Genomic DNA, 14,178 nt, shown 5'->3' on the forward strand with positions numbered 1-14,178 from the left:
TCAATGGAGTGCGGGGGCTTTTCTTTTGCCTCAACGCGTTCACACCGCATCACGATCCTCTATACATTGGACCACGCTCCCCAATATTCCCCCGACACTCCAGCCAGAATATTTGGCAACGCGAAACTCTTTTCCGGTAGTATCGTTTTTGTCGGTAATGACTACTTTCCGGCTGATACGCAGGCCGGTCCGCTTACGAAAAATGCACGCGCCAGGAGGCCCCATGTCCCAATCAAACAGTCCGCGCAAGAAGCACAGCTGCCAATGCGGCTCCAAGCATTCAGGAGAAAATTCCGGCGGTTTCTCCCGCCGCAACTTCATCAAATCCATGAGTGCCGGCGCCATGGCCGTTGCCGCCACCGGCGCGGCGGTGCGCCACGCGAGAGCCCAGGAAAAGGACGAAGATCCGCCGGCCGACATCCAGGGGATGGTTCCCGTCTCCATCACCATCAACGGCCGTGTCTACCGCCTGCTGGTGGAGCCGCGCTGGACCCTGCTCTACGTGATGCGCGAACAGTTGGGCATTACCGGTCCCAAGGAGGGCTGCGGCCGCGGCGAGTGCGGCGCGTGCTCCGTGCTCATTGACGACGTGCCCCGCTACTCCTGCCTGACCCTTGCGGTGGAGGCTTCCGGCAAACGGGTGGAAAGCACCGAGGGTTTGCTTGGTCCCAACGAAGAGCTCGGCCCGGTGCAGGAGGCGTTTCTGGAGGAGGACGCCTACCAGTGCGGATACTGCACGCCGGGCCAGGTCGTGGCGGCCGAAGGACTGCTGCGCAAGAATCCCCAGCCAAGCCTTGAAGAGATCCGCATCGGCATGAGCGGCAACCTCTGCCGCTGCGGCACCTACAACCATATCTTCAACGCGGTGCAGAAGGCCGCGAAGAAAAAAGCGTAACCCGCTTTGGAGGGCTCCATGAGCGCCAAGAAGGCTACTCCACTATACTACAAGGCCACCGAGCCGTTTCCCCAGGCGCCGCCTCCGGGCCAGGCCCCGGCTCCCTGGACCAAGACCAATGTCGTGGGCAAGCGCAAACCGCGCGTGGACGGTTACGAGCGTATCAGCGGCGCCGCCATCTATCCTTCGGACATTACCCTGCCAGACATGCTGTACGCCGCGCCGCTGGCCAGCCCGCATCCCAACGCCGTGCTCAAGAGCCTGGACGTCTCCGAGGCCGAGACAATGGACGGCGTCTACGCGATCATCACCCCAACCTCTCCGGAGGCGGATATCCAGTGGGCCTTCAACGACATGGAAGTGCCCCTGCTGGACCGCAAGGCCCGCTACGAGGGCTGGATCGTAGGCGCCGTAGCCGCCGATACGCCGTACAAAGCCTTTGACGCGGTGCGCGCTTCCAAGGCGGAGTGGGAGGTGCTGCCCTTTGTCTCGGACGGCCCGGACGCCCTCAAGGCTGGCGCGCCCAAGGTCCACCCGGACGGCAACGTGGTCCAGGAGGAAACCTACGAACGCGGCGACATAGCCGCCGGCTTTTCCCAGGCCGATACGGTTCTGGAGCTCGACCTGATGACCCAGACCGAGCTGCAGACGCCCGTGGAGCTGCACGGCTGCGTGGCGCGCTGGGACGGCGACGAGCTCACCATCTGGGAGTCCACCCAGGGCGTCTTCGAGGTGCAGTCCACCGTGGCCAAGGTCCTGGGCATGCCGCTCTCCCGGGTGCGGGTCATCGGCCACTACGTGGGCGGCGGCTTCGGCTCCAAGCTGCGCACCTCCAAGTACGCCATCCTCGCCGCCCTGCTGGCCAAGCGGGCCAACCGGCCGGTCAAGTTCTTCCACACGCGGGAGCACACCTTCCTGGACATGGGCACCCGCCCGGCCTCGTACATGCACATCAAGGCCGGCGTGAAAAAGGACGGAACCCTCACCGCCCTGGAATTCTCCGGCATCGGCGAGTCCGGCGCCTACCCGGCCGGCGGCGCGAGCCTGCTGGATTGGCAGGTCAAGGATCTCTACACCTGCCCCAACGTCAAGACCAAGCTCACCGATACATACGTCAACGCCGGTCCGGCGCGGCCCTTCCGCGCACCCGGCTACCCCCAGGGCAACTGGGCCATGGAGCAGATGATGGACGCTCTGTCCCGCGAGATCGACATGGACCCCGTGGATCTGCGGCTCAAAAACATTCCGCTCGTCTCCCAGGCCCGGGAGAATCAGCCCGAGTACACCACCACCGGCCTGAAGGAGTGCATCACCAAGGGCGCCGAGGTCTTTGGCTGGCAGGAGGCCAGAAAGCGCACCGCCAGCCAGCCCAAGGAAGGACATCTGCGCCGCGGCGTGGGCATGGCCGCCTGCAACTGGTTCATCGGCGGCGGCTTTCCACCGGCCACCGTGGTGGTCAAGCTCTTTGCCGACGGCTCCGTGAACTTGAACATGGGGGCTTCGGACATCGGCACCGGCACCAAGACCATCATGGCCCTGGTGGTGGCAGAGGAGCTGGGCGTGGACTACGATCTGGTGCAGATCGAAAACGCGGATACCGGCACCACCCAGTTCACGCGGCCCTCCGGCGGTTCCAAGACCGTGCCCATCGAGTCACCGACCGTGCGCATGGCCTGCATCAAGGTGAAGGAGCAGCTCATGGAGATGGCTGCCGAGGAGCTGGAGACCACGCCGGACAAGCTGGTCTTTGCCGGCAAGAGCATCCACGCGGACGGCGATTCGTCCAAGTCCGTGGACGTCACCGCACTCAAGCGCCTCTCTGGCCAGCAGGTGGTCATCGGCGTGGGCCACAAGACGTCCGTTCCGCAGGACAAAGCCATCGTCCCCTTCGGCGCGCAGTTCTGCGAGGTGGAGGTGAACACCCTCACCGGTGAGCTCAAGCTCCTGCGCTTCGTGGCCGCGCACGAGTCCGGCCGGATCATGGACCGCCTGACCTACGACTGCCAGGTGGTGGGTGGCGTGGCCATGGGCATCGGCCTGGGCACCACGGAGATGCGCGTGCTGGACCGTAACAACACCGGCAAGCTCTGCAACAAGAACTGGCACGACTACAAGCTGCCCACAGCCTTGGACATGCCGCCGGAAATCATCTCCGAGCCCATCGAGATGCCCGACGACCAGGCCAACATCACCGGCGCCAAGGGGCTTGGCGAACCCGTTACCGTACCGACCGCCTCGGCCATAGCAAACGCCGTGTTCGACGCCGTCGGCGTGCGCATGCTGGATACGCCCATCAATCCAACGACCTTGGCGGCGAAGATCGCCGGGAAGGCCTAGCCGCAAGGAGCAATGCCCATGTTCGCACCATTCGAGTACGCCCAACCGAAAACGGTCTCCGATGCCGTGGAAGCCCTCAAATCCGAGGGCGCCGTGGTCCACGGCGGAGGTTCCGACCTGATAACCTGCCTGCGCGAACACATCATCAACGCCACCAAGCTCGTCTCCCTCTCCGGCCTCGCTTCCGAGCTTTCCGGCGTGACGGCGGCCAACGGCGGCCTGCGTATCGGCGCGCTCACCACGCTGACCCACATCGTGGACAACCCGGACGTGAACGCCCGCTGTCCGGGCCTGGCCCAGGCCGCCCACGAGGTCGGCAGTCCGCAGCTCCGCAACCAGGGCACCATCGCCGGCAACATCTGCCAGAAGCCGCGCTGCTGGTACTACCGCGGGGAGTTCAACTGCATCCGCAAGGGCGGGCCCATCTGCTACGCCGTGGGCGGTGAGAACCAGTTCCACTGCATCCTGGGTGGGGCCAACTGCTACATTGTCCATCCCTCGGACACCTCGCCCGCCCTGCTGGCCCTGGACGCCAAACTGACCATCATGGGCCCCGGCGGCACGCGCACCGACAAGATCGAGGACATCTTCATCCTGCCGGAAGACGACCCCATGCGCGAAACCTCCATCGAACGGGACGAGTTCATCACGGCCGTGGACGTGCCCGCACAGCCCAAGGGGCCACGCTTCCACAACACGTACCGCAAGGTCCGCGCACGCCGCTCCTGGGACTTCGCCCTCTCCGGCCTGGCTCTGGCCCTGGCCATGGACGGCAAGCGCGTGATTGCCGGGCGCGCCGTGCTCTCCGGTGCAGCGCCGGTGCCGTGGCGCTCGCACGAGCTGGAGCAGGCCATCATGGGCAAGGAGCTCACGCCCGACGTCATCGACAAGGCTGCCGAGGCGGCCATGGCCGACGCCGAACCGATGAGCAAGAACGCGTACAAGATACCGCTTTTCAAGGGGATGGTGCGCGAAGAGCTGGCCAAGGCCGCGGCCTGATCCCTGCGCGGACATGAAAACGTACAGGACGATGGTGGCATGGCTGACCGAGGGCCGGCCCACGGCGCTGGCCTCGGTTGTGTCCAACAACGGCGCCGGACCACGCAAGGCCGGTGCGAGGCTCGCCGTAACCAGAACCGGCGAGACCGCCGGCTCGGTGGGCGGTGGCCTGCTGGAGGCCGCCGTCGTGCGTACAGCCCGGCAATGTCTGGCCGACGACGCCTCGGCCCTGCTCGATTACGACCTCGACGGCTCCGACGCCGCCAAGAACGGCATGGTCTGCGGTGGTTGCGCGAGACTCTTTGTGGAGTCCGTCCGGCCGCACCCCAATGAGTCGGCCCTGTTCGAAAACGCCACCAACTCCCTCTGCAATGGAAATGGCTGCGCCGCCCCGTTTCTGGTCAGCGCGTACCGCGCCATGGGCCAGTCTCGCTCCCGGCTCGGCAGACTCCATCTGGCAACGGAGCAGGTTGGCGGAAAGCTCTCCCAGGTGCGGGTCTACAGCCGCTTGGGCGGGGTCTTGGCCCGTGACGCCGCAGAGGCCGCCGGCCTGCTTGCCCAGCCGCTTGGCGATGCAAAGCTTCATCTGGACCCCCTTGCCGCGGCCATGGAGGAAAGCGCGGCCGCACAGGAGCCCCGGCTCGCGGCCATTGGGGACGACGGCGATGTGCTGCTTTGCATTACGCCCCTGGTGCGCCGCAAGCATGTCTACATCTTCGGAGCCGGCCACGTGGGCCGGGAGGTGGCGGCCCTGGCCGGCCGCTGCGATTTCGAGCCCCACCTGGTGGACGACCGCCCCGAATTTCTCACGGACAGCTGGCTGGCCGAGGCGCCCGGCGCTGAACGCGCTGTCACCCATCTTATCGGCAACTGGGACGGCGCGCTGAGCTGTCTGATGCCGCCGGAGCACAGCTATATGGTCATCGTCACGCGGGGTTACCGCAACGACGAGGCTGCGCTGGACTGGTCGCTCCGGGCGAACGCGGCGTACATCGGCATGATAGGGTCGGCGCGAAAGCGCGAGCTGGTTTACGACGCCCTTGCGCAGCGCGGTATTCCCGACGATATCCTCGCAGATGTCTCCAGCCCCATCGGCCTGCCGATCAACGCCGACACGCCCCAGGAAATCGCCGTGGCCATTGTCGCGGAGCTCATCGCCCGCCGCGCACAGGCGACCGCCTAGACAGCCCCGCCCCTGCCCGTTCAGTCGGGCCGAAGCGCCATGCACGCATCCGCAAAAGAACCTGTGCGGCCGTCCGCCTGTAGGCCATGTTTCGGGCGCTGACGCGGCGTCGCGCGTCTGGTGTGTGGATTCACGAAAAGAGTAAATAAAAAAGGCGAGTTCCAAACCGCACGCCGGCGCACTATGCGCCGTTCCCCCCGCCGATTCGAGAACTCACCTTTTTTTGTGAGTATAGAGTACTCCCCATTACTTTGCCAAGCATTTTTTGGCAATTGATTGACAGCCCGATACAGCTCCAGGGGGCAGACTGCCGGCGCTACACGAAACGGTAGAGCGTTTGCCTGAGAATATCAAAATATTCCAGGTAATAGTATAACGCCACCGCCGTGACGACAGCTGTAAGCGCCGTAAACACCAGGGAGTTCATGGGCAGCCGGACCGCCTTGACGAGCACCTCCAGGAACATGGCCACGATCATCGCGCAGAGGAACGTCATCAGCCCCAGGCACCCAGCCACGGCGAGCTTGAGGTAGCCGGCCCAGGTGGCCGGGTCCCCGATATCCGGAAAGAACTGGCGTATGGCCTTGAGGTAATCGCCGTCCTCGGCCAGGCTGTTCTCCCGGAACACATAGACCGTGGCCGCCAGCAGGCCGGCCAGCAGCAGAAACGCCAGCACCCCACGCAGCAACGCCATCTTCATGGCCCGCTTCTGGCGCAGCCTGTCCTCGTCCAGCCACTCCTCCATGTCCAGCGCCACGATGCCGAGGGCGGACGCCTCCTGTTGCACGGCCTGCTGCGCCGGCGGCTCCGCCGCAATGGACTCCAGCGCGCTGACCCGTGTATGGAGCGCTTCGATAAAGTCCTCTATCCGTCGCCTCGTTTTCTTGTCCATTGCAGCTCCACCACCTCTCAATGTCTTGCCCTATAGGCATCTGTCATTGTATAGAAATATTCTAGAAATTTAGGGCGCTTCATAGTACAGCGTCTTGGAGCCGGCAACCGGCCCGCGGCACATCGTGCGCTGCCGCTGCCCGCCATGCGTTCAACCGGTCCACTGAAGCCGGATAGTGCCGCATCTTGCTCCCTGACGGAAGTCTTTTTGGCCGCTTCCGGCCGGGAGACTATGTAAAACGATTGTGAACACCGACAGCCCCCATAGCACCAACGGCGCGTCCGTGACTCCGACCAGGCGCATACCAGGCGTCCCGGCGGCTCTTCTGCGCCTGCTGCCCGCAGGTATCGAGGCCCCGGTGGCTGCCGCCGTTCTCATGCTGATTCTCGCCGCAATCGTCCTGGTCTTTTACGGCGTCATCGTCACGACCCACGCCTTTGGAACCAGTGGCGGGTCCGAGAGCCCGGAGACGCTGTTCCGGCGCGGCCGCATCGGCGAAAGCCTGGCCCGCGGCGCGCGGCGTGTGCAGGACGCCGTGGAAGAGCATGGCCAGATCAGCCCGGAGTCCGGCTCGGCATACATCGCCTTGGCGCAGTTGCAGGAGTCCTCGGGGGACCGCGCGCAGGCTCTGGACCTGCTGGACCAAGCCGGCCTCATTGCGGATCGCCTGGCGCAAGCCTCGCCGCAGGAGGCCGCGCTCTGCTATCTGGATCTCGCGGCCGTGTACCTCGAAACAGGTGAGCTCTCCCGGGCCGAAAAAGCGGCCGCACACGCCGCGGACATCGCGGCCAAGGTCGGCGATCCTGACCTGCGCATCCGGGCCCTTTCCCTGCTCGGCGCAACGTTGGCCAATGCGGACCGGTCCGAAATATCCCTGCGGGCGTTCCAGCAAGCCCTGGCCCTGGCCGAGAAGCTCCCGCACAACACCCTGCCCGACAGGGCGTCGCTGCGGCTGGATGCGGCCCGCGCCGCAATCCTGTCCAAAGACGGCGAGCAGGTCCGCGCTCTCCTCCATCGCGTTCGTGCCGACCTGGACGGCGACCAGAGCCCGGAGGCGATACTTGCCGGGCTGCATGCCTCGGCGCTGGAGGCGCGGATGCTGGCGGCGGAAAACCACTCCGCCAACGCCGTGGAGCTAGCCCACGCAACCCTGGGCGTGGCCGGCACGCTGCCCGCCGACCTGCAGCAACGCTTTGCGCGAAACGCCGGGCCCGATCTCCTGGAAGCCATGAATCTTTGCGCGGCGCAACCCGCCGGAGCCCGTTCGGCACTGGGTTTTCTGGAGCGGCTGGACACCTTCTTCGGCGACGTGCTGCCCGCGAACCATCCCTTGCGCATCCACACGCTGAAGCTGCTGGCCGACCTGGATTCCCTCTCAGGCAATCCGAAACGCTCGCTGGCCGTCAACGCCCGGCTGCTGGCCGCGCAGACGCCGCCCATAAGCCTGGACCGCGCCGGCAACGGCTTCGACTCGCTCATGGACCGCGACGACAGGCTGATGCAGCTCCTCGCCCGGCTCGCGGCCGCGGAAGCGCCGTCGCAAAAGATAGCGACCCTGGCCTTCGGCTCCTGGCTTTCCCGGCGCGTGCTCTTTCCGCCCACCGGCATGCCCGCACTGCCGCTTTCAAGCCAGGCGGACGACTCGGCAGCCGTGGACGAGTTCGTCCGACTCACCGCGGCCATGGCCAGCGCGCGGCCAGACGCCAATGTCCATGGGCTCAATCCGGTCGCAGCGCGGCCCGCCATCCAGCCGGCGAGCTTTTCCGACGAGGCACGAACACGGCTGGAGGCCCTGTCGCAAGCCATCGCCGAGCGCCACGAGGCCTGGCGGCCCCTGCTGCAATGGATGCTGGGACGGTACGACGGCTATACCTCTGCCGTTGCATCCCTGGCCGCAACGCTGCCCCGTGACGGCGGCCTGCTCTTCTTCGCCCGCATCAAAACGCCGCCCGGAGCCGGGCACGCCAAGTCCGAGGAGCCGCATATCGTGGCATTCCTGCTGACACGGCCTGCGCAGGACGGCGCGGACAGCCGGATAGACATCATCGATATCGGTCCGGTGGGTTCGGTCGAGAAAGTTCTGCGTGTCTGGCGGAGTGCAGGCGGGGAAGATTCCCAGCCCCAGGGCACCGACGCCGTGGCCAGCGGCCTGGCCGAGGTGGAGCTGTACTCCAGGCTGTGGACACCGATCCGCAGGGCCGCGCCGCACCTCGCCACCATCTGGATCGGCCCGGGCGATCCGCCCAGCCGCGGCCTGGCGAACCTGCCATTTGAATCGCTGCCCACGCCTGAGGGCAGACCGCTGGGCGTAGCCACATCGCTGAAAAGGCTGGACCGAGACGCGCTGCTGGACGCAATGCGTACGGCCGATCAGCCGGCCATCGTGGGGTTGTTGGGCAACGAGCCGGATTTCTCGCGATAGACAGGGCTGGCGGTCAGCGCCGTGGGGGTATCATTCCCTGGACGGTGCGCACAAAGGCCTCGGCGTCGAGCGGACCGCTGATGACCGCATTGACGCCCGCGTTCAGGCACCGCCGCATCTCATCTTCCGAGACGTCCTCCGCCAGCATGAGCACGGGCAGATTCCGGTCCACACCGTTGATCTCGCCGCCGCGGATGGTGCGGGTGAGCTCGAGCCCACCGCCGCCGATCAGGGGCACGGACAACACCACGAGCTCGCATCCGCCGTCCCCGATCCGCTTCAGGGCGTCCGAGCAATCCGTGGCCTTCTCCACGGCCAGCCCGCTGCCGCGCAGAAGCCTAGCCGGCGAGCCATTGTTTGAAGCGCCCTTCTCCACGGTCAGAACGCGTCCGCATTGCGGCGTGCATGGAGCGTGGACGGAGGCCAACTTCGCGCCGACCTCCGGCGTTGAACGCGGCAGTGGCACGGCAACCTTGAATACGCTGCCGCGGCCTTCCTCACTTTCCACGGTGATGACGCCGTTCATGCGCTCGGCAAGCTGCCTGGAGATGGCGAGCCCAAGCCCGGAGCCGCCGCTGCGCTTTGTGATGAACTCCTCAGCCAGGGTGAAGCTGTCGAAGATGGTCTGCCGGTGCTGCTCCGGAATGCCGGGGCCTGTATCCGAAACAGTGAAGGCGAAGGCCGCGCAGCTCTCCGGGCACGGTGCATCGAGCAACTCCGGCGCCTCGCCCACCCACACATCCACACGGCCGGTGCGGGTGAAGGTGACCGCATTGTGCACAATGTTGATCAGGAGCTGGCGGAGCCGGTCCGGATCGCCGACAAGGTCCTCCGCCAGGTCCGGGGCGAACTCGCAGTGGAACTCCAGCCCCTTGCGCCTGGCTTCCTCCGCAAATGTCTTGCAAATGAAGTCGAAGACGCGCCGGGTGGAGAAGGAGACCTCGTTCAGGGCCATCCTGCCGTTCTCCAGACTGGAGAGGTCCAAGAGATCATTAACGATCCGCAGCACACGGCCAGCTGAAAACATAATGTCCCGGCAGCACTCCTGCTGGTCTTCCTGGAGCTCCGCTGCCAGCAGGAGCTGGGTCATGCCCATGATGCCGTTGATCGGCGTGCGCAGCTCGTGGCTCATGTTGGCCAGAAACTCGGTCTTGGCCTTGCTGGCGGCGCGGGCCTCGTCACGCGCCGTGGTCAGGGCGTCGCTCAACTCGCGGTCCTCGGTCACATCGCGGATAAGGCAAGCCACGCGGACGACCTCGCCGCGGCCGTCTTTCAATGGCGAGAGGCTCAGCTCGAAGCGCTTGCCCATCAGGGACTCCTCGGTGCGCACCGGCTCGCCGCGACGCATGATACCCAGGTAACGGTCCTTGCGCTCTTCAAAAAAGTCGTCCGAGAGCAGATCCCTCAGCGGCTGCCCCAGCACCTCCTTCATCTCATGGTCGAACATGGAGGCCGCGCGGTTGTTGATTTCAAGCACGACGCCGCGCCGGTCGATGATGACCATGCCGTCCTGGCTCGTCTCGAAAAATGCGCGGATGGTATCGCTTTTCTCTTCCAGGGCGCGGTCTGCGGCCTCGCTCCTGATCCGCTCCCTGGCAAGCCTTGAGCTCGTCTCGGAAAGCTCCCGGCTGCGGTCCTCCACCTGCCGCTCCAGCCGCCTGTTCATCTCGGCGATGCGGCCATAAAGCTCGTAGCTTTCCAGAGCCTGGGCCGCGCCGGTGAGGATAACGGTGAGCAGGGAGAGGTAGGAGTCGAGGATGGAGGTCTTGGACTCATCGAGCACGCCCACGAACATGCCCCGAACGCGGGAAGGCGTGGTCAGCGAGTGGATCACCAGGGTTTCGCGCTGGGCGCTGTCCGGCACGATGAGCGGTTTGCTCCGGCCCAGCGACCAGGAAAACATGAAGGTTGCGATGAGCGCGTCCACCTCGTTCTCGATGTACTGTCGTCCGTCAGAGGGCGAGCACGCGGCCAGATAGAAGTCCGCGTCCTGCTCGTTCACCAGGTAGATGGCCGCGGTCTTGAAGCGGATGAGCGCCCGAACCTTCCGGATAGTCTCGTAAAGAATAGGGTCCGGGCTTTCAAGATGGTTCAACGCCGAGGCGAATGTGCCCATGGAGCCCGCGAGCTCCAGAGCAGTGAGCGCACGACGGCGCTCCTCGTCAAGACAACGAATCCGATCCTCGTATGGGTCCGGATTGAAGGGGGCCATGCTATCTTTCATTACCTTGCCCGGAGAAGAACATCGAAACTATCTCATCGAGCTGCCGGTCTGTTTGCCGGACGGAAGTGACGAGCAGCCCCTGCGGCAGATCGAGCACGTCCCATGCGCCGGCGGAAAGCGGGGGCACCCGGTATGATCCGCTGCACCCCATGTCCATGGCAATGGTCATTATATCCGCCAGGTGGATAAACCCGGCTTCGAAAACATTGTCTGCAAGGTCCGGATGGTGATGCCTGGCCACCATGTTCCTGAGGTCCACAGGCATGCACCACTCCCCCATCAGATGGCCGGCCACGGCGGCGTGGTCGTAGCCCAGGATGTCCCGCTCCGCCCGCCAGGTGTCCAGATTGTTCTCGGTGGCGTGGAGCAGCACCTTGCCCATGATGTGCGGCATCTCCTTGAGCATGATCAGCCGGCCGATGTCGTGCAGCAGCCCGGCCACGAAGAACCGCTCCTCGGACAGGCCGGGCCTGCGTCCAGCCAGGGCCCTGGCGAGAAGCCCGCAAGCAACGGAGTGCTTCCAGAAGCTTTGCATATCCAGGCAGGTTATGGGCATGTCCTGGAAATGGCGAATGACCGATATGCCGTGGGCGAGCATGGCGAGCTCGTTGAACCCGAGCAAGGCCACGGCGCGGGTGATGGAATCTATCTTGGATGGGAAGCCGTAGAACGGGCTGTTGACCAGCTTGAGCAGCTTGGCGGACAGGCTCACGTCCTTGGAGATGACGTCGGATATGGTCGTGGCCGTGCTGTTGGGATCGCCCAGCACCTCCACGATGCGGTAGTAGATGTCGGGGAGCGAGGCGAGGCTCAGGTGGCGCTGCACCAGCTCCGGAGCCGTGGGGATGTCGTCCATGCCGCCGCTGCACTGGTTCAGCATCGCCTTGGTCGCGCCGGCATCTATCTCGTGCCGGGTCGGGTCCAGGCCGTGTATGGTCCGCTCGGCGCAACGCAGCAGCGTTATCTGGTACAGCTCGCGCATGGCCTCGTGCCCGAGGTTCGCGCGGCTGAAAAGCTCGGAGGCATGGGCCTCGCAGGCTTCCAATGTCTGGGGGGAAAGCTGGGCGATGGCCTCGCCCATGGTCTGCTCCCGGTCGCAGCCATCTATGTCAGCTTCCGGAACACCCCAGATGGTCATGATCCGGACATGCTTGCCGGTGAGCTGCGTCCCCTTGGGAAGAAGAAATCGTCCATTCGGAGCATATAGATCAGCCCCAAGGACCATCTTCGGTTTGACGTCCTGTATATTGATGACTCCCACGAGACGCCCTCTTCACATTAACCGCAACGGTTCTCCTGATATGCCTATACCGGATTGCGTACACCATCCGGACACCACATAGACGTGACCTTCACTGCATGTGCGACGTAGATGAAACCATCCTTTCATCAGTCGGGTTACATCGCCCATAGTGGTGGCACTACTCTATTTTTGCAACAAAGAAAAGTAATTTTCATTACTACTTGCCGGGCAGCGGCAGTGAAGATGCATACGCTTTACCTTGCTCCATCCTCCAGGCATCGACTGCCGGGGCAACGGGTGGTATCCCTACGGCCGCCCGGGACGCGGGCCGGAAGCCCGGTGGAAAAAGGGCTTGCGCATCAAGGGGCTTTCCGGGCTATACTATTCAAGTAATCTACGATCCAAGGAGCCGCTACTGTGAGCGACATCAAGACCATTCTCTGTCCCATCGACCTCTCCCCGGCATCCGTGCCCGTGGCCGCCGCAGCACTGACCATGGCCGAGGCGTTCAACGCCAGGCTCATTCCCCTGTTCGTGGCTCCGTCGTACGAGCGCTATCACATTCTCCAGGTGGACGAGAACGAAACCAACCGCTTCGCCCAGTCCGTCATCGAAGGCGCGCAGCGCACCATGGCCGAGTTCGTCGACGCGAACCTCAAGTCCGACCGCGTGGCGACTGCCCGCGTCGTGGGCGGATACCCGGCCGACACCATTCTTGATATCGCGCATCAGGAGAACGCCGACATCATCGTCATGGGCACGCACGGCCACACCGGCATCCAGCGCCTCTTACTGGGTTCCGTGGCGGAAAAGGTCGTGCGCTCCTCGCCGGTGCCCGTCCTTACCGTGCGCCCCGCCGAGGCATGACAAACGGCCAGGGAGATGGCCAAGGAGAAGAGACCATGGACAAGAAGCCCAGCCACTTCACGCGCATGATGGAAAAGTATCCTCGTTACATGAAAGCCCACGAAGACCTGGGCAAGGCCGTGAAGGAGTCCGGTCCCCTGGACGAGGTCACCCTGAACCTTGTCCAGCTCGCCGCGGCGGTCGCCGCCGGCAGCGAAGGCGCCGTGCACAGCCACACCCGCCGGGCCCGTGGCCTGGGCGTCTCCGAGGAGGCCATCTGCCACGCCATCCTGGCCTGCACGTCCACTGTCGGCTTTCCGGCCGTCAGCGCCGCGCTCTCCTGGGTCGGCCATCCTTCCGAGGAGGAAGACTGATGCGTTTTCGCCAGCTCCTTTCTTGCTGCGCCCGGGTTCTGCCCGCAGTCCTTGTTTTCGCCGTGCTCGCCGCGGTGCCGGCCTTGGCCGAGTCGCTCGGCGATCAGGATAAAGTCATCAGCGAGGGCATGAAGCTCCAGGACGTTCAGCTGCCTCCGGCTTTGGATGCAGATGCGCGCTACCTCGGCGTGCCCGCCGGGGAACCGTTCGCGCTCTCGGACATCAAGACCGACTACCTGCTTCTCCAGGTCTTTTCCATGTACTGCCCGCACTGCCAGCGCGAAGCGCCGCTGATGAAGGAGCTCTTTGACAAGATCAAGGCGTCCGGCAAGGCGGACACGCTCAAGATCATCGGTCTGGGCGTGGGCAACTCCGATTACGAGGTTGGGTTCTTCAAGGACCAGTACGCGCTGGACTTTCCGCTGTTCCCGGACCCGGACTACAGGGCCTACGATTACGTGGGCGTCGTGGGTACGCCGTTCTACGTGCTCGTCAAGCTGAGCAAGAACGGCGGGCACCAGGTTCTTTTCACGCAGGAAGGCACCTTCGAGGATGTTACCGCCTTTTACTCCCTGCTGCTGGAGAAATCCGACCTGAAATAAGCCCTTCACTTTTTCCCGTTACATATATACAAGGCTGCCTATTGCGATTGCACGGGCAGCCTTGTTTTTTTCCGCATTACTCCCCCGAAACGCAATTCTTGTCTTCCACTTTTATATTGAATAATCACTTTGAAGTCCCTCCTCACCAGGGGGCCTTCTGT

The 14,178-nt window shown here is 64.3% G+C and carries 11 protein-coding genes; 8 read left to right on the plus strand and 3 right to left on the minus strand.

Features of this window, described 5'->3' with window-relative positions:
- Positions 1–223 precede the first annotated feature (223 nt).
- Genes E8L03_RS10725 through E8L03_RS10740 form a run of 4 tightly spaced genes read left to right on the plus strand, consistent with a single transcriptional unit; the run spans position 224 to position 5,414 of the window.
- Complete coding sequence (locus E8L03_RS10725) at positions 224–895, plus strand: (2Fe-2S)-binding protein (protein ID WP_171267341.1); 672 nt, start codon at positions 224–226, stop codon at positions 893–895.
- 18 nt (positions 896–913) lie between these two features.
- Positions 914–3,232 carry a xanthine dehydrogenase family protein molybdopterin-binding subunit gene (locus tag E8L03_RS10730; RefSeq protein ID WP_171267342.1) on the plus strand — a complete coding sequence of 773 codons (2,319 nt, stop codon included), beginning with the start codon at positions 914–916 and terminating at the stop codon, positions 3,230–3,232.
- 18 nt (positions 3,233–3,250) lie between these two features.
- Positions 3,251–4,231 carry an FAD binding domain-containing protein gene (locus E8L03_RS10735; protein ID WP_144306049.1) on the plus strand — a complete coding sequence of 327 codons (981 nt, stop codon included), beginning with the start codon at positions 3,251–3,253 and terminating at the stop codon, positions 4,229–4,231.
- A gap of 13 nt (positions 4,232–4,244) precedes the next feature.
- Positions 4,245–5,414, plus strand: coding sequence for an XdhC family protein (locus E8L03_RS10740; RefSeq protein ID WP_171267343.1), 1,170 nt, complete (start codon positions 4,245–4,247; stop codon positions 5,412–5,414).
- 316 nt (positions 5,415–5,730) lie between these two features.
- Here E8L03_RS10740 and E8L03_RS10745 read toward each other — a convergent pair whose 3' ends face one another.
- Positions 5,731–6,306, minus strand: coding sequence for a hypothetical protein (locus E8L03_RS10745; RefSeq protein WP_171267344.1), 576 nt, complete (start codon positions 6,304–6,306; stop codon positions 5,731–5,733).
- Positions 6,307–6,550: 244 nt separating this feature from the next.
- Between E8L03_RS10745 and E8L03_RS10750 the strand changes: the two genes are divergently transcribed.
- Entirely contained in the window at positions 6,551–8,728 is a 2,178-nt protein-coding gene (locus tag E8L03_RS10750; RefSeq protein WP_216367893.1) for a tetratricopeptide repeat protein, read from the plus strand.
- Between the two features lie 13 nt (positions 8,729–8,741).
- Here the strand turns inward: E8L03_RS10750 and E8L03_RS10755 are convergent, their stop codons facing one another.
- Positions 8,742–10,940, minus strand: a complete 2,199-nt coding sequence (locus E8L03_RS10755; protein WP_171267346.1) for a hybrid sensor histidine kinase/response regulator — start codon at positions 10,938–10,940, stop codon at positions 8,742–8,744.
- 1 nt (position 10,941) lies between these two features.
- Complete coding sequence (locus tag E8L03_RS10760) at positions 10,942–12,090, minus strand: HDOD domain-containing protein (protein ID WP_171267347.1); 1,149 nt, start codon at positions 12,088–12,090, stop codon at positions 10,942–10,944.
- Positions 12,091–12,612: 522 nt separating this feature from the next.
- On the opposite strand from E8L03_RS10760, the gene E8L03_RS10765 reads away from it, so the two are divergent.
- Genes E8L03_RS10765 through E8L03_RS10775 form a run of 3 tightly spaced genes read left to right on the plus strand, consistent with a single transcriptional unit; the run spans position 12,613 to position 14,017 of the window.
- Positions 12,613–13,062, plus strand: a complete 450-nt coding sequence (locus E8L03_RS10765) for a universal stress protein (RefSeq protein WP_144306055.1) — start codon at positions 12,613–12,615, stop codon at positions 13,060–13,062.
- A gap of 35 nt (positions 13,063–13,097) precedes the next feature.
- Complete coding sequence (locus E8L03_RS10770; RefSeq protein ID WP_144306056.1) at positions 13,098–13,415, plus strand: carboxymuconolactone decarboxylase family protein; 318 nt, start codon at positions 13,098–13,100, stop codon at positions 13,413–13,415.
- On the plus strand, positions 13,415–14,017 hold the full coding sequence (locus E8L03_RS10775) for a peroxiredoxin family protein (RefSeq protein ID WP_144306057.1): 603 nt from the start codon (positions 13,415–13,417) through the stop codon (positions 14,015–14,017). Before E8L03_RS10770 ends, E8L03_RS10775 begins: the two co-directional genes overlap by 1 nt.
- Positions 14,018–14,178: the final 161 nt, after the last annotated feature.

It is taken from the genome of Oceanidesulfovibrio marinus (assembly GCF_013085545.1).
In the GTDB taxonomy this organism is placed as follows: domain Bacteria; phylum Desulfobacterota; class Desulfovibrionia; order Desulfovibrionales; family Desulfovibrionaceae; genus Oceanidesulfovibrio; species Oceanidesulfovibrio marinus.

Bases quoted from the DNA above. Each gene is read 5' to 3' on its own strand.
- E8L03_RS10725 (WP_171267341.1), top strand. From the start codon at position 224: ATGTCCCAATCAAACAGTCCGCGCAAGAAGCACAGCTGCCAATGCGGC.
- E8L03_RS10760 (WP_171267347.1), bottom strand. From the start codon at position 12,090: ATGACCATCTGGGGTGTTCCGGAAGCTGACATAGATGGCTGCGACCGG.
- E8L03_RS10775 (WP_144306057.1), top strand. From the start codon at position 13,415: ATGCGTTTTCGCCAGCTCCTTTCTTGCTGCGCCCGGGTTCTGCCCGCA.
- E8L03_RS10730 (WP_171267342.1), top strand. From the start codon at position 914: ATGAGCGCCAAGAAGGCTACTCCACTATACTACAAGGCCACCGAGCCG.
- E8L03_RS10745 (WP_171267344.1), bottom strand. From the start codon at position 6,306: ATGGACAAGAAAACGAGGCGACGGATAGAGGACTTTATCGAAGCGCTC.
- E8L03_RS10770 (WP_144306056.1), top strand. From the start codon at position 13,098: ATGGACAAGAAGCCCAGCCACTTCACGCGCATGATGGAAAAGTATCCT.
- E8L03_RS10755 (WP_171267346.1), bottom strand. From the start codon at position 10,940: ATGGCCCCCTTCAATCCGGACCCATACGAGGATCGGATTCGTTGTCTT.
- E8L03_RS10740 (WP_171267343.1), top strand. From the start codon at position 4,245: ATGAAAACGTACAGGACGATGGTGGCATGGCTGACCGAGGGCCGGCCC.
- E8L03_RS10735 (WP_144306049.1), top strand. From the start codon at position 3,251: ATGTTCGCACCATTCGAGTACGCCCAACCGAAAACGGTCTCCGATGCC.